The organism is Candidatus Neomarinimicrobiota bacterium (genome assembly GCA_021157965.1).
In the GTDB taxonomy this organism is placed as follows: Bacteria; Fidelibacterota; Fidelibacteria; order Fidelibacterales; family Fidelibacteraceae; genus Fidelibacter.
The window spans coordinates 190633-215431 of sequence record JAGGVO010000041.1 but is presented as its reverse complement, the minus strand read 5'-3'; the positions used below and the strand labels follow the sequence as shown (position 1 = coordinate 215431).

At 45.1% G+C, this 24799-nt stretch carries 21 protein-coding genes and 1 other RNA gene; 8 read left to right on the top strand and 14 right to left on the bottom strand.

Going from position 1 to position 24799, the window contains the following annotated elements:
* The 11 genes from J7K63_06155 to J7K63_06105 form a co-directional block, all read right to left on the bottom strand.
* Positions 1-2286, bottom strand: a complete 2286-nt coding sequence (locus J7K63_06155) for an HDIG domain-containing protein (GenBank protein MCD6234600.1) — start codon at positions 2284-2286, stop codon at positions 1-3.
* Positions 2287-2311: 25 nt separating this feature from the next.
* Positions 2312-3307 (bottom strand): ketoacyl-ACP synthase III, encoded by a 996-nt coding sequence (locus tag J7K63_06150; GenBank protein ID MCD6234599.1) that lies wholly within the window; start codon positions 3305-3307, stop codon positions 2312-2314.
* An 11-nt stretch (positions 3308-3318) separates the two neighbouring features.
* On the bottom strand, positions 3319-5022 hold the full coding sequence (gene recJ / locus J7K63_06145) for a single-stranded-DNA-specific exonuclease RecJ (protein ID MCD6234598.1): 1704 nt from the start codon (positions 5020-5022) through the stop codon (positions 3319-3321).
* A gap of 12 nt (positions 5023-5034) precedes the next feature.
* Positions 5035-5441: RNase P RNA component class A (rnpB, locus tag J7K63_06140), an RNA gene on the bottom strand.
* Between the two features lie 15 nt (positions 5442-5456).
* On the bottom strand, positions 5457-6182 hold the full coding sequence (locus J7K63_06135; protein ID MCD6234597.1) for a hypothetical protein: 726 nt from the start codon (positions 6180-6182) through the stop codon (positions 5457-5459).
* 211 nt (positions 6183-6393) lie between these two features.
* Positions 6394-7146: an outer membrane lipoprotein-sorting protein gene (locus tag J7K63_06130; protein ID MCD6234596.1), complete on the bottom strand. Its 753-nt coding sequence runs from the start codon at positions 7144-7146 to the stop codon at positions 6394-6396.
* Entirely contained in the window at positions 7143-8417 is a 1275-nt protein-coding gene (locus tag J7K63_06125; GenBank protein MCD6234595.1) for an ABC transporter permease, read from the bottom strand. Before J7K63_06125 ends, J7K63_06130 begins: the two co-directional genes overlap by 4 nt.
* Positions 8414-9604 (bottom strand): ABC transporter permease, encoded by a 1191-nt coding sequence (locus J7K63_06120; protein MCD6234594.1) that lies wholly within the window; start codon positions 9602-9604, stop codon positions 8414-8416. Before J7K63_06120 ends, J7K63_06125 begins: the two co-directional genes overlap by 4 nt.
* A 12-nt stretch (positions 9605-9616) precedes the next feature.
* Complete coding sequence (locus J7K63_06115) at positions 9617-10315, bottom strand: ABC transporter ATP-binding protein (protein MCD6234593.1); 699 nt, start codon at positions 10313-10315, stop codon at positions 9617-9619.
* Between the two features lie 188 nt (positions 10316-10503).
* Positions 10504-11628, bottom strand: a complete 1125-nt coding sequence (locus tag J7K63_06110) for a hypothetical protein (protein MCD6234592.1) — start codon at positions 11626-11628, stop codon at positions 10504-10506.
* On the bottom strand, positions 11625-12200 hold the full coding sequence (locus J7K63_06105; protein MCD6234591.1) for a TetR/AcrR family transcriptional regulator: 576 nt from the start codon (positions 12198-12200) through the stop codon (positions 11625-11627). Before J7K63_06105 ends, J7K63_06110 begins: the two co-directional genes overlap by 4 nt.
* A gap of 171 nt (positions 12201-12371) precedes the next feature.
* Between J7K63_06105 and J7K63_06100 the strand changes: the two genes are divergently transcribed.
* Entirely contained in the window at positions 12372-12674 is a 303-nt protein-coding gene (locus tag J7K63_06100) for a hypothetical protein (protein ID MCD6234590.1), read from the top strand.
* A 122-nt stretch (positions 12675-12796) separates the two neighbouring features.
* Entirely contained in the window at positions 12797-13246 is a 450-nt protein-coding gene (locus J7K63_06095; GenBank protein ID MCD6234589.1) for a transposase, read from the top strand.
* A 53-nt stretch (positions 13247-13299) separates the two neighbouring features.
* On the opposite strand, the gene J7K63_06090 is transcribed toward J7K63_06095, so the two are convergent.
* Positions 13300-13725 carry an Hsp20/alpha crystallin family protein gene (locus J7K63_06090; GenBank protein ID MCD6234588.1) on the bottom strand — a complete coding sequence of 142 codons (426 nt, stop codon included), beginning with the start codon at positions 13723-13725 and terminating at the stop codon, positions 13300-13302.
* Positions 13726-14006: 281 nt separating this feature from the next.
* On the opposite strand from J7K63_06090, the gene J7K63_06085 reads away from it, so the two are divergent.
* Genes J7K63_06085 through J7K63_06070 form a run of 4 tightly spaced genes read left to right on the top strand, consistent with a single transcriptional unit; the run spans position 14007 to position 18265 of the window.
* The gene (locus J7K63_06085) at positions 14007-14567 is read left to right on the top strand and encodes an RNA polymerase sigma factor (GenBank protein ID MCD6234587.1); all 561 of its coding nucleotides are present in this window, start codon (positions 14007-14009) and stop codon (positions 14565-14567) included.
* A gap of 2 nt (positions 14568-14569) precedes the next feature.
* Positions 14570-15499 (top strand): HEAT repeat domain-containing protein, encoded by a 930-nt coding sequence (locus tag J7K63_06080; GenBank protein MCD6234586.1) that lies wholly within the window; start codon positions 14570-14572, stop codon positions 15497-15499.
* A gap of 4 nt (positions 15500-15503) precedes the next feature.
* On the top strand, positions 15504-16757 hold the full coding sequence (locus J7K63_06075) for a DUF4097 family beta strand repeat protein (GenBank protein ID MCD6234585.1): 1254 nt from the start codon (positions 15504-15506) through the stop codon (positions 16755-16757).
* A gap of 8 nt (positions 16758-16765) precedes the next feature.
* The gene (locus J7K63_06070; GenBank protein MCD6234584.1) at positions 16766-18265 is read left to right on the top strand and encodes a hypothetical protein; all 1500 of its coding nucleotides are present in this window, start codon (positions 16766-16768) and stop codon (positions 18263-18265) included.
* A 58-nt stretch (positions 18266-18323) separates the two neighbouring features.
* On the opposite strand, the gene J7K63_06065 is transcribed toward J7K63_06070, so the two are convergent.
* Positions 18324-19037 (bottom strand): murein L,D-transpeptidase catalytic domain family protein, encoded by a 714-nt coding sequence (locus J7K63_06065; protein ID MCD6234583.1) that lies wholly within the window; start codon positions 19035-19037, stop codon positions 18324-18326.
* A gap of 209 nt (positions 19038-19246) precedes the next feature.
* Here J7K63_06065 and sppA point away from each other — a divergent pair, with 209 nt between their 5' ends.
* Positions 19247-21595: a signal peptide peptidase SppA gene (gene sppA / locus J7K63_06060; GenBank protein MCD6234582.1), complete on the top strand. Its 2349-nt coding sequence runs from the start codon at positions 19247-19249 to the stop codon at positions 21593-21595.
* Between the two features lie 12 nt (positions 21596-21607).
* Positions 21608-22270: an isoprenoid biosynthesis glyoxalase ElbB gene (elbB, locus tag J7K63_06055; GenBank protein ID MCD6234581.1), complete on the top strand. Its 663-nt coding sequence runs from the start codon at positions 21608-21610 to the stop codon at positions 22268-22270.
* A gap of 1 nt (position 22271) precedes the next feature.
* Here the strand turns inward: elbB and J7K63_06050 are convergent, their stop codons facing one another.
* Complete coding sequence (locus tag J7K63_06050) at positions 22272-24581, bottom strand: lamin tail domain-containing protein (protein ID MCD6234580.1); 2310 nt, start codon at positions 24579-24581, stop codon at positions 22272-22274.
* Positions 24582-24799 lie beyond the last annotated feature (218 nt).

Genomic DNA, 24799 nt, shown 5'->3' with positions numbered 1-24799 from the left:
TTATCTTACCGTTTCACTTTTTTGCTGGCCCGGGTATTCGGGGCGGTGATGGTACATGCTGATAAACTGCCGGATCAGAGATTCACGGATAATGGTAATATCATGAAATGTGAGGGGACAATCAGATAGCTGCCCTTCATCCATCCGGGATTTGATTATCATGTTAACCCGGTTTTCGATATCGGCATCCGTTGGTTTATTCAGAGCTTTTATAGCCGCTTCGCAGGCTTCGGCTATCATCACAAGAGCCGTTTCCTTGGTATTGGGTTTAGGTCCCGGATATCTAAAATCACTGTCTTTCACATCCGCCGGATCTTCTGCCTGATCTATCGCCCTGTCATAAAAGAACTTCACGATCTGGGTTCCATGATGCATGGGAATAAAATCCATAACAATATTAGGCAGATTATACTGTTCTGCCAGTTCTATGCCGGTTCGGACGTGATTAATCACCACTTTTGCCGCCATGTGGGGTTTGAGTTTTTCCAGGCGATTTTCATCCCGCTGGTTTTCGGCAAAATAGTTGGATTTGGCAATTTTTCCAATGTCATGATAATAAGCCCCCACCCGTGCCAGCAGGTTATTGGCGCCAATCGCCTCGGCAGCCGTATCCACAATTGTTCCTACCATCACAGAATGATTGAAGGTCCCCGGAGCTTTCATAGCCAGCTCTTTCAACAAGGGCTTGTTCAAATCCGTCAATTCCAGAAGGGTCATATCTGTGGTAATATTCAGCATACGTTCAAAAACACTCACCAGTCCGTATGCAGCCAGTACCGATCCTACCGTATTGATAAAGGCAAAAAGTATACCCCGTGTCAGTTCGGCAAAAGAGCTGAAGCTGACCAGCTCAAGGGCAATAATTCCTACAATGTAAGAAAGGAATATCCAGACTAAGGGTTGGAAAATCTGATCCCTGCTTCTCAATTTTTTAATAGAAATAGTAGAAATTAGTGCAGGGAGCATGTGGACTACGGTGAAATGAAAGGGATTTCCAAAGATATAGGAAAGCATAAGGATAATGGGGATTGTTGAAAAAATCGCAGCTCTCTCGTCATAAAAAATTGCAACAATCATAGCCAAAAGGGTTACGGGAACGGCCATAAAGGCGGCATGATTCAGAGACGATATGAGAAAACCCAGACCAATCACAATAAGCTGATTGATCACAATAAGAAAGATATTTTTTCGCTCTGAATAAATTTCCTTCCGAAAATGATAAATAAAAAGGACAAAAATCGTGTAAAGCAGTCCCATAATCAGCAGATCACCAAAGAAACCCATGAAATAGGCACGTCCAAAGGCATTTTGATTTCTTCTGGATTCGGCAACATTCAGGGAATAGAGTTTTCGGTATATTTGGGGTGTTACCCGTGTATTGGCATCCACAATTTTTTCATTTTTCAACACCTTCCCATCAACAATGGGAATTCTGCTGATGGCCTCCTGCTGGCGGCGGACTGTCCGCTCCTTATCATAAATGAGATTCGGCCGGATAAAAATCCTGGAGAGTTGAAACAGCATCTGTTTCTTTTCAAAGCTCAGTTGGTTACCGTTTATTTTCAGGCTTTGGGAAAGAGTATTAATAGCCTTGTCTCTGTCATATATTTCATCAGTGGACCGGTAAATTTCTTCACCTGCCCGGGATATGGCAATTTGACTGGAAAGAATGTCATCCAGGAGAATATCAACGATTCCATTACTTATATATTGGGTTATTTCCTGAAGGAACTGTGTTTTCAGGTGATCCAGATCGGGAAGCGGATTTTTGTCAGGATCATACAATCCACGGTAAAAATCGCTTTCCATATCGATATTGTAATCTTGTTTGAATTGGCTGATCAACTGATAAAAAGCCGTACTGTCCGATCGAACCCGTTTATTTTGTTCTTCGAAGCGCTCCACATTATACCGGTACAGATTCCGGTCTTCCCGTGATTTTTTTAGGGACAGGTACCGTTGTTTGAGGGCGGAAGTCATCCGGAAAAACTGATCAATATCCTGTGTACTTCTGATTTCCGCATCCGGATCGTGGTTAAAGACAAAGGGAACCCGCTTCAGGGCTTCCTGTTTTTCAGCTTCAATGACGTCTTCAGGTTTCAGGATATCAAAATCATATGGGGCAATAATGGTAGACCGGGTGATTTCACCTATCTGATACTTGTAAATATGGGAGCGTTCCCGGGGAATCAGAACGGTTGCTATCACAACAACCAGAAACATCAACCCGATTTTCAGGATGAGTTCCCAGTTGGCCGGTTTTTTCTTTAATTTATTTGCTGTCATCATTGTTCTCCAATCGATGTCCCGATCAGAATTTAATCAGATTAGCCCCCCAGGTAAAACCTGAACCAAAGGAAACGGTAATTACATAGTCCCCGCGTTTGAATCGCTTTTCATTCAGAGCTTCACAGAATGCGATCGGAATAGATGCAGCAGTTGTATTTCCATACATTTCAATATTAGAATAGACTTTATCAAGCGTCAGTTCCAGCCGTTTGGCAACCATCCGGGTAATACGCAAATTTGCCTGATGGGGAATGATCTGGGCAATATCATCTTTGCAAACACCGTTTTTATTCAATAATTCCATCACCACTTCAGGCATACGGGTAGTGGCATGTTTAAACACAAAACGACCGTTCATTGACGGGTAGTGGCGTCTTTGGGCAATATCCTCCTGGCTTATTCTATCCTGAACATAAATGCTGGGATACTCTTTCCAGAGTGCCTGATAGTACTCTCCCTCACTGTGCAATACCGAATCCACCACATCGGATTCTTCCTCAGACGCTGTCAGCACAAAAGCTCCGGCCCCATCGCCGAAGAGAACGGCAAGATCACGCCCTGATGTCGTCAAATTCAATCCGACGCTCTGTGTCTCAGCGCCTACCAATAGAATTGTTTTATACTTACCTGATTTGATAAAGGTGGATGCCAGCTCAAGACCATACACAAAGCCACTGCACTGCTGACGGATATCATAGGCCGGAATGATCCGGCAACCATCCAGTTTCTTCTGAACCAGCACGCCGATACCGGGAATTTCATAATCAGGAGACAGAGTTGCCGCCACAATCATGTCCAGATCTGCAGGGGTCATACCGGCTTTCTTAAGGGCATTCTCCGCAGCTTTCACAGCCAGATCCGATGTCCCTTCCTCGCCAACGGTAACAAAATGCCTTTTTTTTATACCTGTCCGTTCAGTGATCCACTCATCGGAGGTATCCATTAATTTTTCCATGTCATGGTTGGTCACTACCTTTTCGGGAACGTAATACCCATAACCTGCAATTTTAACACCCACCTTTTCTCTCCTTATGCTTGTTCGTGTGATTTTATGGCTTTCACAATCAGTTGAATTGAACGGGTTCCATTCCAGTCGTTAATAGAAGGAACAAAGACAAGGTCCACAGCTTTATGGGATTCACTGACCAATGGCAGATCTTCCCCAAAATTCCATGCAATACAATCCAGGGAAACATGATTCTTCCGGGCCCTGAATTTAAGATGATTTCCTCCCACGATACTAGCCCGCTGGGGTTGCACATTCCTAAGGCAAAACTTTGGCCTCATATTACCGGGACCAAAGGGTCTCAGACGATCGAGGAATGTAAGAAGTTCCATGTTAATTTGTTCCATTTCCACCTCGGCGTCAATATAAATCCGGGGCTCAAGAATATCAGGCGAGATGGTATCTTCCGCAAATTTATGAAGATCTCGTATAAACCGGCCCAGATTTTCCTTTGAAATGGTTAATCCGGCCGCCATCACATGTCCTCCATAGCTTTGAAGCCATTTCTCATGGACATGCAAAGCTCCGTATAAATCAAATCCCGTAATGCTGCGTCCACTGCCTTTACCCAAATTATCCTGGAAAGCAATCATGATCACAGGCCGGTGATAGCGTTCTTTAATTTTAGACGCCACAATACCAATGACGCCCGGGTGCCATGTGGAATTATGCAGGATCAGAATTTTGGGGAGTTTTCGGGAATAGCGTTTTTCAATAATCCGGATTGCCTCTTCCATGACATCTTTTTCAATGACCCGACGCTGAGTATTTTCATCATCCAGGATTTCCGAATAGGTTTTTGCTTCATCAGGATCCCGGGTTGTGAGCAATTTCACCGCCCTGGAGGCTTCACCCAGCCGTCCTACCGCATTCAGCCTCGGAGCAATGCCAAAAACAATTTTTGATACATCCATTTCTTCAGGCCGGATGCGACTTACATCCATCAGCGCTTTCAAACCGATCCGGTTTTTCCCGCTATTGATTTTTCGGAGCCCTTCACTCATCAAAATGCGGTTTTCACCTGTCATGTTCACAATATCGGCTGCCGTTCCCAATGCAACCAGATCCAAATAATCATAGGCTGATTCTTCATCCAGATTTTCATATCGGCAATACCCCTGGATCAGTTTAAAGGTAACACCGGCCCCACACAGGTTTTTTTCCGGATAAGTGTCATCATTCTGTTTGGGATTGACAATAGCCAGGGCAGGGGGAAGTTCAAGCGACGGCTCGTGATGGTCTGTGATAATCACATCCAGCCCTTTTTGATTTGCATACCGGACTTTATCCACCGCATTAATACCACAATCACAGGTGATAATTAAGGAAACCCCCTGACTGGCTGCATGGTCAAGTCCTTCCCGTGACAAACCATACCCCTCCTTCTCCCGATCCGGAATATAATAACAGATATCACCGCCCATTTTTTTAAAAAAGAGGTAGAGGACTGAGGCCGATGTAATGCCGTCTACATCATAATCGCCATAAACCAGAATTTTTTCACCACCGGTCAGGGCCTGTTGAATACGGAGGATGGCCTTTTCTAAATCCTTCATGAGAAACGGGTCGTGGAGTTTGTCCGGAGTGGGATTAAAATATTCATCCAGTTGTTTTTGGGTGACGATATTCCGGGTAAGTAAAAGTTTACCATAAAGAGGATCCAGGCCAAGGGAGCGGCTGAAGATCAGCAACTGATCAGGATCGTACTCTTTGAAAATCCATTGCATTTTGTAAATAAGATCCGGAGTTGATAGTAAGCCGAATTCTGTTCTCCCGGCATATCCGAAGACATGACGGGTGACGGTCATTTATCTGGTTCCGGAATCGCTTCCGAAATCCTGCTGCTACCTTGAGAATGGAATCCGGGCCGGATTCACCGCCGGGGCGGTCTCTCAGTTTTGCATTGCTCCGACCGGGGTTTACCAAGCGGCCTGCCTCTCGGCAGACCCGGTGAGCTTTTACCTCGCCTTTTCACCTGTATCCGACTATTCCCGGGAGTCCCCTCCCGGAAACGGACGGATAGTTTGTTTTCTGTGGCACTTTCCAATCATTGCTGATTCCTCGCGTTACGAGGCGGCCTGCCCTGCGGAGTTCGGACTTTCCTCATTCAGGCATTGAGCCGGAACGCGACCGTCTTCTCAACTCCAGATCTATATACCTTCTATTTATCTACTGTCAAATTGCCTTCATCTGAATATATGAAGCGCCCACAGATATCACAAGTCACGATTTTATTCCGCTTGTAAATATCCACTCGCTTCTGGGGAATTACCTTATTGTTGCACCCACCACAGGCATCCCTGATAATGGGGACAACAGCAACACCGCGCCGGGCTTTCCGAACTCTTTCATATACATTCAGAATATTACGGGGTATCTTCTCTGTTATTCCCTGACGCTCTTGTTCCAAGTGTTCCTTTTTATCCTTGGTTTCCTGTATGGTCTTTTCCAGATTCTTTCTGGCTTTTTCCAAATCGGATTTCAAGGATGCGATGGTTTCATCAGCACCATCTATGCTCTCTTCAAGCTCTTTATTTTCTTTCCTTGCTTCATCAATCTTTGACTCTGCTTCGGCGATTTCCTTTTTGGCATAATCAATTTCAGCCGTTAAAGCATCATATTCCCTGTTTGTCGTTACAAGATAAAGCTGTTCCTGATATTTTTCCAGTTTAGCCCGGTATTCCTTGATCTTTCCCTGGTTTTGGGTCACACCTGCCTGATTCTGGCTCATACGGTTCGATTCCTGAACCTTTTTTTTCTCCTCTTCCTTGATGCGAGATTCCAATGCAATCACCGTCTCAGGTAAATTCCCCATCTTTTCCTTTATACTCTTTAATTGATAGTCCACCGACTGAAGCTTGATAAGCCTTTCCATCGTCTCGTGCATTAAAATCCTCCGGACTGATAAATTGTTCTTAAAAAAAAAGCACCTGTAAAAAGGTGCTCTATATTTTCAACTTTTTGATTACTCTCAGGAATGAAGTATCTTTTAATCGTCTTTACTCCATAGTTTTCGATGAGCGTTATTTTGTTGCATCGGTAAATTTCATCAAATTATGGTATAAAGTCAAGTCACGATTGAAGTAAATCCATCTTTTTTATGAACGTCTGAGAGCCGCTTTGGTAAAGCGCCAGTCGGGAATATCTGCATTCAGTTCCAGGGACTCAATAATAAATCGTGTCCCTTCGCTGTTCTGATTCAACACATCCTTGTACAGGATTTCTTTAGGATACCAACGACCCTCAATCTGAAAAACACTGAATACATCCGTTTCCTTTAAAAGAGTTCCTCCTTTGGCAAAACGTTCTTCCCGCAGGGCGATCATTCGTTCCTGGTCTACCCATAGTTTTCGTTTATAATAGGCAATATCTTCCGTTTTCGCCGTCAGTTCCAGAATCCAGCAGGGACGTTCCCTCAGGGTATCGACAGACAGGGTTATGGCTGTATACTGGTTGCTTAGAACGGGATCTTCCATCATATCTTCATAGGAGAGATCCGACCCCATAACCGATTGTCTCAGCATGTGACCTGCAATCTGGATAATCCTATCGGTGGAAGGAGAATAAATCCACATTCGGTCTTTCTCTTTAAACATTTTTGTCCCCTGTTCACGGGCCGGGGAAAGATATTCCGTAAAAGCCTGATCCATGCCACGGATCCAGGTCTTTGCAGTAATCTCCCGTTTGCTTCGCCGGCTCCGGACAATCATTCGGGATATCATGATCCGGTTTTCAGCCGTGATATTCTCATCCACCCGTTTCAGAATATCCATTCCGTCAGGCAAAGGCGCCGCCTGCAAAGCTGTCAGAAAAATAATACCGGTAGCAATGAATATGTGATGTTTTTTCATACTTCAAGCTCCTTGAAAAGTTGGGCTGTTTTCCGTTTATAAATCCCCCTGCCGCTGACAATTGCACCTAAGGCTGTAGCCAAAACACCGGGGATGAATCCGATATAAAAAGTGGAATCGGAAATTCTCGCACGGATAACATTGGACATATAGAGTGAGTTGCTGTCCATCATACTGGTGATATCCACGCCGTATTTCTGCAAATACCAGGCAAACCCCAGTCCGATAAGGATACCTATGAAGCTTCCGCATAAACCGATCAAAACCGATTCAGCAATGGATGTAATATAAATATGGTTCGCCGATTCCCCAATGGCCAGGCGGAGACCCATTTCACCATAGCGGCGGATTCCATTCATCAGTCCTGCGTTCCAGAGGACGATGAACATAAACAGCACAAAGATAAAAATGAAAATTCCCATGACGTTTTCATAGAGAAGGAGAATGTCATTCAGAAAGTTCTGGTCCCTCAGGGTGAGCATATAGGGTGAAAACTCATCTTCTGGATTGTAATACATCCGGTTGAATCGTTCCTTGATTGATGCTGTCAGATTTTTATCATACTGGTCAGGGTCCTTGAAATACCCCAAAACTTCGCCGGCAGCATCTTCCATATTCAGGGCATAGCGAATTCCCTCCAAAGGTGCAATCATCATGTTCCTGTCCAGTGCCACAATACCAAAGCGAATCTTTCCCGAGACGGTGAAATTATGGATCACAATACTGCCGTACATGGATGAACTGATGAGTGTGACTTCATCACCCACATCCACCTGCAGATTTTCCATTAATCCGGGAGAAAGAAGGATTTCATCGGGAGCCTGGGGTAAATGTCCCTGAACCAGAATTTTGTTCAGGTCAAGGCGTTCAATTTCTTTGGAGCCTTCGGACAAATCCACGGCCAGTCCCGCTCCCCGGACCTGCCGGACAGTAACGTCATTTTCACCGGCAACATCCAGTAATCCGCCGAAACGTATTCTTGGAGTCCATTCCATGTCGGTGAACTCCTTCTCCAGATCGTCAATGAGGGCCTTTGTATCTAACAAGGCCAAATCGTTTGGAGCTGAACTCATCTGCTCTTTGTAGGCACGGGTTACTACTTTCACATGACCGGTCTCAAGGCGTGCATTGTTATCTACAATGTCCACCAGTGCCCCGTTAACCCAGCTGTCTCCCAGAGTAACCAGCGCAACACCGATTGTCACCGTAATCAACGGAAACAAACTGCGTGAGCGGTCTCTCAGGAGTCCTTTTATGAGAAATCGTATCATTTTTCACCTCGCACCTTGTATATCCGGCGTCCTGCAATGGCATCTGTCGGCCGGAGTTTGGCAATCTTCCGGGCCGGAATCCAGCTAATCACCACGACCAGGAACAGGACAAGGATAAAAGTTGTGACAATCATTTTAGGCGTATAAATCGGATAAATAATGGGGGAAACCGCCAGACTAAAGCTATCCATGACCGGGCCGAAATTCAGGCCGTTCCGCCACGTGTACAGGCAGATTGGGACGCCCAGAATCACGGCAAGAGCTGCACCCAAAAGACCGAACATTGTCCCCTCCAGAGTAAACAGGCGGGATACCTCTTTTTGTGTCATGCCCAAAGCAACCAGTGTTCCGATTTCTTTCCGGCGGTTGAAAATGGCCAAAACCTGCGTGTCAAAAATGGAAAGCATCGCCATAAGAAGAAGAATAAGATACAGAAACATACTTCCGGAAGATTTCGCTTCCATCAAATTCACAATCGTGTGAATGAGTTCATCACGAGAATAAAAAACCCAATTCTGTGGATTCTCAAGTTTAAAACCAGGACGTGCAATCATGTATGTTGCTTCATCGGTCATACCTGTCATGTTTTGAAGGATTTTCAGAGGAACCCAGATCTGTCCTGCATCAATTGTAGGAACAATCGTGGTCATGATATGGACAATACGGACTGTTGTAGCATCAAAAGTCCCCAGTTTATCCCGCCATTGTACAATAAATTCATCCCCTGAACCAACCTGCATCATATCAGCCATCCGTTTGCCAATCAAGGCGGGGATCACGCCATCTGCCTGGACTTCGAGTTCACAGGCAGGGAAATCCAGCAAAGCCTGATCCGGACGAATCCCTTTCAACAGGGCAGATTGCATTCTGCCGTTTGGGTAGACCGATGCATTAATCATAAGGACCGGTTCAAGATCATGACGATCAACCGCATCCTGGTGGGACAGGTAGGATTGATGGGCTTCCATCAGATCCACCAGTTCATGGGGATCAAAATCAGGGTGGCGATAATGCCCGCCAGCCACATCTTCACGTATCATATCCGTAGTCGCCTGGACCGTAACCCCTTCATACATTCCCTGCAACCAGACAATCAGTACAAAGATAATACTCATAACCAGAATATTGAGAAAGGATCTGAGTCCTGCACCCCGGATATTTCGATATGCCAGTTTCAAAAGAAGCATGATATCCTCCTGTCAGGCCTTTGCCCGTTCATCCCCTGCGACCCGTCCGTCCTCAAGGGTTATGGTCCGTTTCAGATGCTTCATCACTTTTTCATCGTGTGTTGAAAAAATGAAAGTTGTCCCAAGCTCCTTATTCATATTCACCATAATTTCAAGAATCATATAGGAATTTTTTGCATCCAGATTTGCCGTCGGTTCATCAGCCAAAATCAGTTCCGGCTTTTTCACAATAGCCCTGGCGATGGCAACACGCTGACTCTCACCCCCGGATAATTGGGATGGTCTGGAATCTTTTTTATCTGTAAGGTTTACCCAGTTTAACGCATCCATCACCATTTTTTCCCGTTCATCGGAAGAATAGTTCAACAGCAGAAGAGGAAACTCCACATTTTCATACACGGTGTAAACCGGCAGCAGATTATATGTCTGAAAAATAAAACCAATGTGTTTATTCCTCAGGCGGGCCGCATCTTTGGACGACAAGGTATCCACGGATCGACCCAGGACGACTGCCTTCCCTTCAGTTGGGTTATCCAACGTTCCGATAATATTCAACAAGGTGGTTTTACCTGAGCCGCTGGGGCCCACAACACCCGAAAACTCACCTGAACTGAAGGTGAGGTTGATATCCTTCAGGGCTTTAAAACCCCCTGTGCCCGTGGGATATACCTTTGCTAGATGTTCAATGGTTATGAGTTCGGATTCTTTCATATCTATTCTCCCTTTTTAGGTTGAGACGTTCAGACGTTTAGACGTTGAGACGTTGAGACGTTCAGACGTTGAGACGTTTAGACGTTGAGACGTTCAGACGTTCAGACGTTTAGACGTTGAGACGTTGAGACGTTCAGACGTTGAGACGTTCAGATGTTGAGACGTTCAGATGTTGAGACGTTGAGAGGTTATTTGGAAATAGTCCAACTGAGCATTCCTTTTATTTGTGTGTCATAGGGGATATTCAAACCGGCTGAAGATACACTGCTATTCCGGGTAAACGTCTGTAAATATTGGACATAGTAAGTGAAATTCCCTGAGGTATACTGCCAGGATATCACACCGGAAACCAAGTCTTCATCGGGGAGCCATACACCCAGGGCAGAGATGGTGCTAAAGAAGGAGAAGGGATAATCCAGCATAAGTCCCCACATATTCGTTGTATGTATGGCATTAAAATCATCATCAAAGGTGTGTGTAAATCCGTATTCACCCAGGATATAAAGTCCGCTGCCGAGAGGGAAGGTATAATCGACACCGATCACATTTGAATAAACCCATGGAAGTGACGGATCAGCAGGGGAATGTGTTATAACGGATTCAAACCACACGCCGGTTACAACATCCCAATAACCGTCAAAACCCACGCGCCATTCCCGTGTATTATCATTCATCTCCTGCCTTGTGGAATCTACAATGTCCGGGCTTCCATCCGGAATACGGCTATGAACCGAAAAACCCCATTCTCCCGGTGTCATGGGAAACTGAAACCGGCCTCCGTATTCCACGGTATTTCCCAGCGTCGGATACCATTCCATACCTTTCAGTCCGCTGTTCCCATAAAGAACCCAACCCCACACATTCGTATTGGCAGGAAAAAAATACCGTCCCCGGAGCCCCCATACTCCATCCGTTAACCCTAAAAGATCTGCCGGATTCAATTCGTCAAACCACATGAGGGGCCTGAAGAGTCTGGCGGGGCCAAAAGAAATTTTTTGGAGTCCGCCCCGGAGATCCCAGGTGTTGCCGGCTACCCGGAGCCAGGTCCGGTAGAGGTCCCCGTCGGACTGATGTTTTTCATAACTATCCCAGGTTCCGGAAAAACGGCTGCTGAGAAAAAAATCCACATTGACACGGGCAGGCCATGAAAACTGCAGTTCAGGAATCCAGAGAACCCCGCCGTTTATTTCCAGATTATCCTTCCGGCTCCAAAGCGAACTCATTCCAACTGTTTCCGACCGAAAGCTGACATCTGCAGCCAGCGGTAATGCGCACACAAGAAAAATCAATATGAGTTTGTTGGCAAATTTCATGTTTTATGCTCCCGGTCTGCCAAACCATAAAAGAGAAAATCCAGGTACTCCCGAATATAATCTTCATAAGATGTAAAATACTGCTCCAGATTTTCTGAGAAAAAACAATTGGACAAAATTTGAAAAATATGAATGAGAAAGCCGATATTTAAATTTTTTCTGAACACACCCTCTTCCTGGCCATCCCGGATAAAATCTTTAAGAAGTGAAAGAGATTCGGAGGATTTTTGCTTTATAAAAATCTCAAGAGATGGGTCAAAATCTTTCATATCCAAAAGCATGGGAGGCGTAAACTGATCCAGCAACTTTATCTTCCACTCCAGCAGATCGGCAATCCGATCGCGGTGAGGTTTAGAACTATTGAGAACAGACTTACCCTCTTCTATTGCATCATTATACAGTTTTTTTATTATCTGTAGAACCAAATCCTCTTTGTTCAGGAAATGTTTGTAAAAAGTCATTTTGCTCACATCAGATGTACGGCAGATTTCTTCCACTGTAACGCCTTTAAAACCCTTTTTCTGAAAGAGTTTCAGTGCGGTTTCCATGAGTTTTCGTTGTTTTGGTGTCATATCCTTAGGAAGGGGGTTGCGTTTTTAACAATATCATGAAGTTTACGAATTAATACAAGAAATACTTTTTTCGTAAACCTCTTTTTTAAAAAAGGCAGGACAACTTTTTGTCAAACAGCACGTCTACTTGGACAGATGGTGAAAAAAACAATAACTAAAAAGGGCCATGAGATGAAAACATTAGCAGTATTGATAGCAGGAATTGTTCTGATCGGGTGTGCCGCTTCCACATCACAGGTCTTTGATCCATGCTGGCAAAAGGATGAAATTTCACAATACGTGAACGGTTGCATCCATACTCAGGACTACTACGGATTTGTCCAGGATTTTGGAGAACCCGATACCATTGAACGGTATAATGACGAATTCGTCGCTGTCTGGATTAAGAATAACGGAGATTCAAAATATATGCTCCGTTTTATCTTCGATGAAGCAACCCTTCGATCCAACACCTGGTCTTATGTAAAAATGTAATACCATATAAACCTCGCGTACCCTTTCAAAGGCGGAGAACTTTCCGCCTTCTTTTTTTGTCTTAAAATATACTTATTTTACTATAAGCTTGATTTGCTTATTTATTATTAATACATTACGCCATGACACCGGGCAACACACAAATTCTCATACATGTGATTTTGCCGTTTTTGTGCGGGAAGGACATTCTGGCCAGGGAAAGGAATCTGAAAAGGATTATAAAGGATCACCTGGAAACTCACGGCCATCAGCATGTTTACACCTCTGTTCAGAGTGATCACGTTCATCTTTTGTTTTTCATGAGCCCCCACGTATCCTTGTCACTTTTTTTCAAAGTCTTTTTCAGGGATACTGCAAGGGAGCTCAACCGGCAGGAAAAATCAGACCATATAATCTGGAACCCCGAATACTTTGCCGTCAGCTGTAATTTGGACGAACTGGAGAATCTGGTCAGAATGTTGGCATCCCAGACGGAATATCATGAATTTCAAAGTTATAGCGATGAACTGAAATACTTATTGGAACGTATGCTGGAAACGTCAGTGGTCGCAGAAAATCTGGATATAAAGTAAAAAGGGCGTGTACACGCCCTTTTTTTTTATGTTAACCACTCAGTGGATATCCGTCAGCTGATCTGAATTCTTTTGGGTTTTGCGATTTCACTCTTGGGAATCTTCACCACAAGAACACCGTTATCCCATTTGGCTTCGATCTTATCGTAATCGACCTGAGCCGGGAGCCTGAAACTCCGGGAGAAATGACCTGACATAATTTCGGAAATCAGGCAATTGGAATCTTTGGTTTGCACCCGTTCTTTCTTTTCACCTGAAATGGTTAAAACATCATTCTCCACCGAGATGTCAATGTCCTTTTTGTTCATTCCCGGAAGTTCAACATGGATTATATAATCATTCTTCGTCTCTTCAAGATCCACGCTGGGACTCCAGTTCACATTGGACATTGTGTTGAAACTGTCCAGAAATGTTTCAAAGAAATCATCCACCAGGTTACGGCGTTCTCTTAACATCGGATATCGTTTCATCAGTGTCATGGCTACCTCCTTTTATTTTTGTTTTTTTCCCTTTTTCTTTTTCACTTTATATGGGTGCACAGGTTGTGCCAAAAAACAAATTCTGCCAAATTGGCAACATGTTTGTCACAAATACAAATATTGCGACATATTGACATGTTTACGTCGTGTAAGATCAGTGATAATCTGTTTAAAAAGAGATGGAATGCTTGAAAAAGAATCAATATAACCCCATATTCACACGACGAACGAAAGGTGACAACGTTTTAAGCAATCAAGCTGTCAACAGATCAGAGAGTAAAATGAACGAAACAGAGATCATACGCAAAGCCCAGGATGGAGACATGGCAGCATTTGAGCAACTTGTTCGGACATACGAAAAGCGGGTCCTGATTGCCGCAGCACAAATCTGCCGCAATCAGCAGGATGCAGAAGACGTCACCCAGGACGTTTTTCTGTCCGTCTATCGTAATATCCGGACTTTTCGCTTTGAAGCGAGTTTCTATTCCTGGATTTATCGCATCACAATGAATACGGCATTCAATCACACCCGTCAGCGAAAATATCATGAATTTCTGACCAACGACGAGGATGAAGACCGGTATATTGATGTTTCAGAGGAAGATTCCACAAATTTCAGTGAGCAAAAAGATTTTCAAGCAGTTCTTGAGGGAGCTTTAAGTAAACTTCCGGAAAAGCAGCGGACCGTATTCATTATGCGATATTCTCAACACTTAAAAATCAAAGAAATTTCCACAATACTGGGAGTGGGAGAGGGAACGGTAAAAAAATATTTGTTCCGTACCCAGGAGAAACTGAGAAATCTGTTGAAACCTTTTAAAAATCAATTATTAGAGGATTAGCCATGAAGTGCAGGCAATGTGAAGATATTCTTCTGAATTATGATTACGAAGAAATCCCTGAAAAAATAAAGAAAGAAATTGAATCCCATTTAAGCCGGTGCATCCGGTGTGCGGAAATCTGGGAGAACCAGCAGATCTTGTCAAAAGCAGTAAAAGCTCTTCCGGAATTCCCTGTTGATGAAGATCGCATCCCAATATTACATGCCAACATCATGAACGGTATCCATTGTGATATGTTCAGAGAATCAACCCAACACAACCGTTTCCATATTCCGTCCGGGACATTTCGATATGTAGCCGTGGCTGCCGCAACTCTGGTTTTGGGGATTGTCCTTGGAAATTTCATCGGGGGTCCCGGCGGCACCGGATCTGTCGATACACCTCTGGCTTTAGCCAATTATGACGAATTGTTGAAGAATCAGTCCCTTGCAGACATCCGCATTGAACAAGTTGATCATATCACCGGAGAACTTGTCATCAGCGCGGCCAGGAAGGACCATCTGACATTGACCGGAAACATCAATGATCCTGAAATACAAAAAGTTTTGGCATATGCACTGGTGAGTGATCAGAATCCCGGGACCCGATTGCGTTCCGTGAAACTGATGGAGGGGGTCACATCCAGTGACGCTGTTCAGCAGGCACTGATTTCGTCTGTTCTCAACGATGAAAACCAGGGCGTCCGCCAGAGGGCATTAAGGGCCCTGGCGCAGTATCCCATCAACGATGATTTACGAAATACATACTTAAATGTCATTTCCAACGATCCGAGTCCGGCCCTTCGCATCGAAGCGATCCAAATTCTGATGCAGGATAAAAATCCCGAAACACGAACGGCTGTACTCAATGCTTCGGAAGAGGAAAAGAACGAAACTATTCAGGACATTGTAAAACGCTATTATCAGGAACCCGGGCAATCCCTGGAGAAATAATATCATGAAAAAATTACATCAATTCATCCTGTTGCTTTTCACGGCAACCGTTCTGTTGGCCCAGAATCCGGCAGTTGTTCGCAGCGGAGACAAATATGTGTTCACCTGGAGCGAAAAAGCCGAGGTGTCGGACCTTCCATCCCAGCTGACAATGAATCATCTAAACGGGGATGTTCTGATACGAGGATATCATGAAGAATCCATCCGTTACATTGAAAAAATGCTAATCGATACCGATTCGCGAAAAGATGCCGAGGCCTTGTGGAAAGAGTATCATCTGAAACTTGAAAAAGATAAAAACGGCTACATTGTCAATAAGGAAAACAAGAAAAAATGGTCATATGGGATGCGCAAAATTCAGGTTGAATATATCGTGGATGTCCCCACGATGACCAGTATTGCCGTAAACACCCTGGGTGGAGATATATACATTTCAGATATTCAGGGTGCCGTGGAATTGGTTTCGGCCGGGGGAGATGTGCGTGTGGAAAATACCCGGGGCCGGATTTTTGCAAAAACATACGGCGGTGACACCTATGTTTATGAACTGGAAGGGAAAATCGATATCAAATCAGCCGGCGGCGATATTGAAATGAGAGTTCTGACCGGTGATATTTCCGTTGAGACCGCGGGAGGCGACATCCTCATGCGTGATATGAACGGAAACCTGGATATCACGACCATGGGAGGTGATATTGAACTCTCCGGCATGACGGGACTTAAAACCCGTCTTACCACCATGGGGGGCGATATTGAAGTGGAAGATTGCGAATCGGAAATCTACCTGGAAACCAAAGGCGGTGAAATCAGCCTCCGGGATATTTCCGGACCCTCAAAAGGGAAAACTTACGGCGGTAATATCGAAGCCAAAAACTTGAACGGAAGTACTGATCTGAAAACCCTTGGTGGTGATATTGATATCTTCCGGGTCCTGGGAGCGGTTGATGCCGAAACAGATAACGGATCTATTCGAATTGTAAAATTGTATTCATCAAAATTTGATGACCACCACATTTACGCTATCTCTAAAAATGGATCCATATCCCTGGAACTGCCGGAATCTGCCGATGCCCTGTTCAATCTCACAACCCGGGGATACGATAATAAGATCAAATCAGAATTTGAATTGGAAACAACCCGTTCTGATCGCACCCGGAAAACGGCATCGGGAAAATCGGGAAAAGGGACATATCCCGTGGAAATCTTTGTGGAAAATGGAAGCATCACAATTAACAAACTCAATCAAGAAACGAGATGAGGAATCCAATGCATTCAATAAAAACATTATGTGTTCTGACTGTTCTGATCTCTGCTCTGACGGCCGGCACGGTAATCAATGAAGAGAATATGTTTACAGAACAGGTATATAAAGACTATGAACTGGCTTCCGGCGACACCATTCAACCGAATACCCATGTCAAAGTCTTTGTCGGCAATGCCAAAATTTCCGGCGTGGTACAGGGGATTCTCACCGTCTATGCCGGTGATATTTATGTGGACAGCCTTGCTGTCATCCAGGGAGCAGTCCGGAGTTTGGGTGGTGAAGTCCATTATCCCAAAAATTATTCCGGAAATGGTGAAATCGTCTCGTCCAATCTCAAAGACCGGTCTGTCCGGGATTTTATCTGGAAACCCCAGGGAAACATCCTTGAAAATATTGAACTGAAACAGAAAAAAAGGGCATATTCCATTTTCATGCCCGTCGATCCTCTTCCTGCATATGAACCCTTTGCGACAGTCAACACTCAACATGGATTCTATCTGATGTACGGAGACATCATCCGTTCCATGGGGAATTTGAAACGGACAACGCTGCTTTATAAACTCGGTTATGGTTTCAGCAGTAAAGAAGCAGAAGGTGCCGTTCAGTTGAGAATTAAATTTTTTGAGAAAAACCCTCTCTACCTGTACGGTTTGGCTTACCACGAAGCCCGGTCACAGGATTGGCGAACACTTCCGGAACTGGACAACGGTCTGTCCTATCTGATCGCAAAGCAGGATTATCACACCCGGTATCTGGCAGAAGGATATCGCTTTGGCAGTGTTCTGAGGTTTTTCAACCAACTTAGGATCAAAGGTGAATATGTATATCAGAATGAAGACACTATGACAGTGTATCATCATAATACAATCTCTGTCGATCCTGCCATAACCCGTGTGGATCCCGGAAGAAACACCGGATACCGTTTTTCGGCAACACTCGCCCTTGGAAATGACGGGATGTCTCTCCCCGGAGCATTGCAGCTGGATATCCTCTATGAAACCTATGCATCTTCCATGGGCGGATCCTGGGATTTCGATAAAATTTATCTTTCGAGTCAATACATCGGAACCCTCGGAAGGGCTATTCAGTACCGGAACCGGATTGCCGTAGCTACACTGAGGGACGAAAATGAAGGTGTTCAAACTCATCCCAATCACTATGAATATGCCCTTGGAGGCATGGGGACACTCCGGGGAATCTCTTACAAATCCTTGCAGGGGCAGCGCATGTTCCTGATGAACCAGGAACTGGGCGTGGGATGGGACAATGATTTATGGATTATGGGTTTTATCGATGTTGGCATGACGGATGACATCATTCCCGGCGGATCTCTCAAAGACCAACTGACGGATTTTAACAGAAACCAGTGGGTCAGTACCATCGGGCTGGGTATTGAAACCGGCTCTACTCAGGAATTTGGTGTCCGATTTGACATTGCCAAGGATATGAGCACGAGCAAGGCACCCTGGATAAGCTATTTCAGGCTTTCCAGAACGTTCTGAAACTCATACTCTTAATATAAATCCAAAGGGGAATCATTTAAATGATTCCCCTTTTTTATTATTCCTTCGAAAAATACAGGGAGTTTTTCAAATAATTGGGGTCCTCTCCATAAATGAAGACCACACTCCCCCGTTTAATTTTCCGAATGATCGGTTTTACTACATCCGGAGGAAATGCCGGGCATCCCCAGCTTCTGCCGAGTCGTCCTTCTTTCTCAATAAACTCAGGACTCACATAATCGGCTCCGTGGATCACAATATACCGGGCCCGGGCACTGTCATTGAACCCTTTTTCCAGTCCGTCCAGTCGTAAAGATCGCCCATTTTTTCCGTGGTATGTTTCCCCTGTCAGGTAAAATCCCAGAGAACTTTTCCGGCTTCCTTCCGCATTTGAAAAGTGTTCAGCCATATTTTCACCGGTGTTCACACCGTGCGAAACCCAGGTGTTGAACAAGATCTCACCTGCTTCCATGTCAATCACTGTAGCACGCTTTTCCGTTGACGGCCGGGAGAAATCAATAATCGTCAGCAATTCTTTATCCCGGGGAATGTGATCATAACCATGAACTGCTTTGACAAATACCTCAGGCGATACCGGCACAGGCTGGTCCAAAGAATGATATAAAGCCAAAATCTCCGCCTTCCGCTCCGCGCTCAACGGTGGAACAGGCGTTGTTCGAATAGCTTCATCCGGTACCTGGTAGCGAAATACAGCACAACCACTCAATAAAAAAACTGTCAATACAAATCCCAAAATGTTGATTCGCTTCATTATTTATCCTTTTTCTTTTTCCCAAACATCATCCCGCATCTCAGGAATTCGGTTTCAAAAATAAGAATGCCTCTTTCCCTTTCCAAAAATTTTCCCCTTTCATTCACATAAACCAAAAAACGAGAAGTAAATTACATTATAATCTTTCAACATTCCCCGATTATCATTTAGATTTCATATACTGATCAAATTAAAAATACGGAGAGAATATGAAACGGTTCATACTATTGATATCAATGATCCCTGTTTTTTTGTGGGCTCAATTTCCGCGATTAAATAATCCCGCCATGGGAGAATCCTTTCTTCAGTACCGCGGCTCCAATCCGGCTGTTTCTGGTCTTTCCAAAGGATCAGAGCTGCATCTGTTTTTTCAACAACCTCCGGGGAATGATCTTTACGGAGGTGCTGTTTTTTCCCTGGGGGGAGTCTCCATCGCCGGACAATACGACAGCTCACTAACCTGGAATTACGGACTCGGGGTTCCCCTGCTCAGGCATGTATGGCTTGGTGCTGGTTATTCCACGGCGGATGAACGTCTTTCAGCCGGCCTGTTGTTTCGCCCCTTCCCCTACCTCTCTCTGGGGGCCGTTCTCCACAACCTGTCGGGACCGGATGACCTCACTGCCGGCCTGGCGTTACGGCCTTTTAACAACCGATTGACCTTTGGGTATACCTACCTGACAAGCATGGATGAACATTTCCGGCTTCGGGATCATCACGCTGTATATACCGCCGATATGGAGGTCCGGGACGGCTTGCATGTGGGGCTTTCTTACGATGATCTCCTAAAAACGACCCAGGTTTCCCTGGGAATTACTTTCACACATCAATCTCTGGCTTTATGGAAAGATAAAGATCTGACTACGGTATCTGCCGGTTTTCATACACGGTATATGCGAAAAATTAGCAGTGCCCGGCCAGTGGTGTATTTACGCTTATCAGGTTCGTATATCCGTGAAACAGTCCCGGGAATGAGCAACACGACGGATATGAATGATCTTCTGGCTGCTCTTCGGGCGTTTAAAGAAGATACGTCTGTTGAATGTTTTTACCTGGACATCCGGTCATTCACCATGGGGCTTTCAGAGCTTATGGAGCTTCAGCATACCCTGACTGAATTGCGGGACTCGGGAAAACGTATCTATGTATACAGCACCAACGGCAGTCTGGCCACATGGTACCTGTCTGCACCGGCGGAAAAACGGATGGCATATCCCATGGGGGAATATCGGATTAAAGGATTGTCATCAAGCAACCTTTATTTGCGTGAAATACTGGATTCTCTGGGCATTGCCGTAGAAATTCAGCGTATCGGAAAATACAAATCCGGGCCGGAACCGTTTCTTAAAACCGAAATGTCTGAATCCGGCAAAGAGGCTTTGAAAGATTATCTTGACGACATTATGGATGAAATCATCACAGGTATTGCACAAGGGAGCGGCCTGAGTTTAAAAACTGTGGATTCTTTAATTCGGAGCGGCCCCTATCTGATTCAGGAAGCAAAGGACATGGAGCTTATTCATAAACTGATTTATCCCGATGAAATCAAAGAAGCCATTGCCGGTTATGAAGGTGTAAAACAGATCGAATACCGGAGTCTATGGACTTACAGTCCAACCCGTGGATGGCCCTATAGCTGGAAACCGAACCGGGCATTCTCACCGATAGCCGTCATTTATGCCAGTGGAACCATCATGGACGGCCGGAGCCGGTATTCTCCTTTTTCAGGAGAATTCACCATGGGGGATCAAACCATCTGTGACCGCTTAAAAGCCGCCCGGAAAGATCCAAAGGTAAAAGCCATTGTCTTCAGGGTCGATTCCCCCGGAGGCAGCATCCTGGCCAGTGACAAAATCCACCGGGAAATTTCACGGATAATCAATCCTCCAGACAAAGAGAAAGCCAAGCCTTTTATTGTTTCCATGGGGACCCTGGCCGCGTCGGGCGGGTATTATATTTCGGTTCCTGCCGATAAAATTTTTGCCGAAGCAAATACTCTAACCGGTTCCATTGGGATTTACGGCGGTTCTTTTACGTTTGAAAAATTCCTCCGGGAAAAGCTCCATGTCCATCCCGATTCACTTCAGCTTTATCCCAACAGCCACTTTGGGAATCCTCTTTTTTCAATGACCGAAGCCGAACGGGCCTGGCAGTATAAAACTCTGAAAAGCGGATACGATCGTTTCGTAAACCATGTTTCAAAGGGACGGAATATGAGCTATGCTCAGGTGGACAGTATAGGACGGGGAAGAATCTGGACGGGACAGGACGCTTTATCACTGGGATTGGTTGATACACTGGGAACACTGACGGAAGCCATTCGCTATGCTGCAGCTCTTGCTCATGTAAACCCGCAATATACCAACACGGATCCCTATCCCCGAAAAGGATACGGCATGCAAAGACTGTCCCTGGGAAATAAAATATTCGTGAAAACCCTGGAAAAACATCCGGCGCTCCAAAAAGCCGTATCAGATGTGGAAAGGGAACTGATCTGGAAAGAGAATGATACAATGATTATATTACCCTGGAAGGTCCCAAAAGTTGAGTTTAGATGAGGAGGTGATACGATGGCAACAGTTGGTGTTATTTTATCCGGTTGCGGAATATTTGACGGATCAGAAATCCATGAATCGGTCTTAACGCTACTGGCTTTGGACAAAGCCGGAGCTTCTGTACAAATTTTTGCCCCTTCAGGACCTCAAAAACATGTGGTAGATCATGTCAGAAACAAAGTGGTCAGGGGTGAAGAAAGGGATATCCTGGAAGAGTCGGCACGAATCGCCAGGGGGAAAATTCAGGATATCAGCCGGGCCGATTTGTATATGCTGGATGCCCTTATTTTTCCCGGGGGTTCAGGTATTGTCAAAAATCTCAGCAATTTCTCCGAAAAAGGTCCTCAATGTACCCTGTTACCGAAAGTGGAGCGCCTGATTATAGATGCTCTGGAAGAGAAAAAAGTTATGGGTTTCATGTGCCTGGCCCCCCTTTTAGCTGCAAAGGCCGGCGTCAGAGCCGGACACAAACCTCTGGTGACGCTGGGCAATGACCCGGACATGGCAAAAGCCGTGGAATCCATGGGCGCTGAACACAAAAACTGCACAGCCGGTGATATTGTTATCGATACCCGGAATCACATTGTCACCACACCGGCATACATGCTGGCTCGTTCCATCTCCGAAGCGGAAACGGGCATCTCAAAACTGGTCCGGACCGTCTTGTCTATGATCTGAATCAGGGACAATTGACAAGGACCGATTCAAAACCCTCTTTTTTCGTCCCGTCAGTATAACGGACTTTTGCCGCTATGATATAGAGTCCAAACGGAGCAGGAGACCCGTTTTTAAGCGTCCCATCCCAAAATACCTGAGCCAGTGGAGAAGAAAAGGCATTTATTTCGTAGGAAGACACGGGGTTACCCGTTAAGGTGAAAATATGAATTTCTGCATAGGAAAGTCCTTTCTCTCCCTTAACCGTAATCAACATGGGTTCACATACGCCCTGTTTCAACACCCGGGGATCTGCAGAGAGAAAAGGAGAATCCTCCTGTGGAAGCAAAGCAATACTGTTTGCCATACCAGCCGTATGCCCCTGCAGAGCCCGGCTCCGGTGCCAGGCTTTTCCGTTTAGATAAGGGTGCCCGATTTGAGGATTTTCAAGACTGACTCCTGTAACAAACTCCGAATGGTGTTCCAGATTCACCGAATCCATGAGATTAGAATCGGGATCAAAAAGCCGAAGAATAAATCCGTTGTTTGACAGTATCGGAAAATTTTCAGCAGGCAGGGAATGTAGTAAGTCCTGTTGCCATTTTTCATGGGTAATGACGGCATAAGATTCTGTAATCATCCCTTCCAGTTCCATGGCCCTTTCATTCACATGTATTTGCCATTTATCGAGAATGAAAGGTCTCTCATGAGAATATAGTTCAATCCACTCTACCGGTTCATTGGTAGGGGGACAATTCATTACTTCACTGAAAGTTACTGGAGAACGTGAATAGGGGATATACACAGATACTGTATCAGCAGTTAAATTTTTACCATTCAGGGTCCAGAACCCGGTCCCCTGAGAAAGATATCGGACAGTGACCGAATCTTCTATGATATCACCGGATTCACAAATAGTCGTCATCTCAAAACAATGAAGTATTTCTTCAAGGCCTGCCAGATCTGTGGCAATCAGAAAAACGGGAGGAGGAGTACCGGGCAGGTGCCCCTCATGGGTAACTTTCACGGCAAATGTCAGGCTATCTGCCCGGCGTTTTATGAAAAACAGCTCCCCTTTCCAGGCCCGGTCCGGCAACGAATCCACAGTCATCAGACCAGGTGAAAATCCGGGAACCCAGTTATCGGCCCGGCAGGATGAACGAAAAAGGAAACGCCGCTCCAGGCCGAAACCACTTTGCAGGTTCCAGGAAGAAGTATACATTAAGCTGTCAAGCACACGCCCTTCAGCATCCTTCCATACAATCGCATCACCCCCATTGTTCAGGGAACGCCACTCCGGAGGAACCCAGACAAAAAAAGGGGGTGACTGCATATCCTGCCGGAGATCAGGACTTTCCGCAGCCACCCTCAGCCCGAGTTTGGGAAGTACGTAATCTGTATTCGTCAAACAAGCCGTTCCCGTAAGATCGCTAATGCTTGTTCCGTTGATATTCACCGGCCGTTTTGAGCCATTGTAAAACTCGATATATTCACAGGAAATTCCATCTGCAGGTTGTGGGCAAAATTCGGTGATATAAAGGGAATCTGCCGGTATAGGAACCTGTATTTCCAAAGATCCCGTATTTTCAATGAGCCCATAGCGACAATACCATAGAATGTGTGAAATTCCATAAAGGGGAGATTCCCACAAGCATAACTCTTCTGTGGAATCCCCAGGCGCTATCCCGTTACCCCGGGAAAACCAGATATTTTGCCCCGTGATTGAATCTTTCAGGGAGAACTCCCAGCAATCGGACGATGAATTACCACGGTTCCGGATGGATATATGGGCCGTCACAACATATCCGTCACATAAAACCTCAACAAATGAAACGGATAAGAAGGGACCAGCAGGCCTGCAAACGCTGTTCCGGTATCCCGGTGTTCCGCCTTCCTGTTTACTGACCTGCCATATCCCCTCATCATCCCGTTCCATGGAATAACCTTCCGGCAATCCCGTAAAAGACAAACAGGAATCTACAATTATCCCTTCGGCATTTTGAAGCCGGTATACCTTTTCAGTGTTGTTGCTCAGGCCGTAACTTCCAAAACGACTGTCTTTAATATGAAACAGAATCGTTGAATCGGGTATCGCCTCATCATATTCCCCGGAATAATCAGGGTCCAGAATTAATCCGTAAGCACCGGCTTCCAAGAGAGAATCATCCAGTATGACCAGTTCATCCATATCCCCCTCATCTCCAAATCGCCATCCGCTCAGATTCACAGGCTGATCTCCGGTATTCAAAATTTCCACATATTCCCCGCTGTTTTCCGAAAAAACAGGATCAATCATCATTTCCTGAATCCTCACAGTCTGTGACAGACCGGCCACGACTACTCCAAGGCAGATTGTTACGGCTTTTATGAGCACTTTCACAATAAAGTATACAACGCCCAAAAAACAAAAGCAAGTTAATATTATAATACTTATTTATAAATATTGCTATAATCAGTGGGATATATATTTAAATCCAAGAATACCCTAAAGAAAAAAACAGGTTAATAAAGACAAAGCAGGCCCGGGGGTGTCCTCCTGTGCGACGGATCTTC

What these genes read in the sequence shown, in the direction of transcription:
- J7K63_06065 (MCD6234583.1), bottom strand. Translation starts at nt 19,037, where the DNA reads ATGAAGCGAATCAACATTTTGGGATTTGTATTGACAGTTTTTTTATTG.
- J7K63_06075 (MCD6234585.1), top strand. Translation starts at nt 15,504, where the DNA reads ATGAAAAAATTACATCAATTCATCCTGTTGCTTTTCACGGCAACCGTT.
- J7K63_06135 (MCD6234597.1), bottom strand. Translation starts at nt 6,182, where the DNA reads ATGCACGAGACGATGGAAAGGCTTATCAAGCTTCAGTCGGTGGACTAT.
- J7K63_06090 (MCD6234588.1), bottom strand. Translation starts at nt 13,725, where the DNA reads ATGACACTGATGAAACGATATCCGATGTTAAGAGAACGCCGTAACCTG.
- J7K63_06080 (MCD6234586.1), top strand. Translation starts at nt 14,570, where the DNA reads ATGAAGTGCAGGCAATGTGAAGATATTCTTCTGAATTATGATTACGAA.
- J7K63_06095 (MCD6234589.1), top strand. Translation starts at nt 12,797, where the DNA reads ATGACACCGGGCAACACACAAATTCTCATACATGTGATTTTGCCGTTT.
- J7K63_06125 (MCD6234595.1), bottom strand. Translation starts at nt 8,417, where the DNA reads ATGATACGATTTCTCATAAAAGGACTCCTGAGAGACCGCTCACGCAGT.
- J7K63_06120 (MCD6234594.1), bottom strand. Translation starts at nt 9,604, where the DNA reads ATGCTTCTTTTGAAACTGGCATATCGAAATATCCGGGGTGCAGGACTC.
- J7K63_06070 (MCD6234584.1), top strand. Translation starts at nt 16,766, where the DNA reads ATGCATTCAATAAAAACATTATGTGTTCTGACTGTTCTGATCTCTGCT.
- J7K63_06155 (MCD6234600.1), bottom strand. Translation starts at nt 2,286, where the DNA reads ATGACAGCAAATAAATTAAAGAAAAAACCGGCCAACTGGGAACTCATC.
- elbB (MCD6234581.1), top strand. Translation starts at nt 21,608, where the DNA reads ATGGCAACAGTTGGTGTTATTTTATCCGGTTGCGGAATATTTGACGGA.
- J7K63_06115 (MCD6234593.1), bottom strand. Translation starts at nt 10,315, where the DNA reads ATGAAAGAATCCGAACTCATAACCATTGAACATCTAGCAAAGGTATAT.
- J7K63_06110 (MCD6234592.1), bottom strand. Translation starts at nt 11,628, where the DNA reads ATGAAATTTGCCAACAAACTCATATTGATTTTTCTTGTGTGCGCATTA.
- recJ (MCD6234598.1), bottom strand. Translation starts at nt 5,022, where the DNA reads ATGCAATGGATTTTCAAAGAGTACGATCCTGATCAGTTGCTGATCTTC.
- J7K63_06130 (MCD6234596.1), bottom strand. Translation starts at nt 7,146, where the DNA reads ATGAAAAAACATCACATATTCATTGCTACCGGTATTATTTTTCTGACA.
- J7K63_06105 (MCD6234591.1), bottom strand. Translation starts at nt 12,200, where the DNA reads ATGACACCAAAACAACGAAAACTCATGGAAACCGCACTGAAACTCTTT.
- J7K63_06100 (MCD6234590.1), top strand. Translation starts at nt 12,372, where the DNA reads ATGAAAACATTAGCAGTATTGATAGCAGGAATTGTTCTGATCGGGTGT.
- J7K63_06085 (MCD6234587.1), top strand. Translation starts at nt 14,007, where the DNA reads ATGAACGAAACAGAGATCATACGCAAAGCCCAGGATGGAGACATGGCA.
- sppA (MCD6234582.1), top strand. Translation starts at nt 19,247, where the DNA reads ATGAAACGGTTCATACTATTGATATCAATGATCCCTGTTTTTTTGTGG.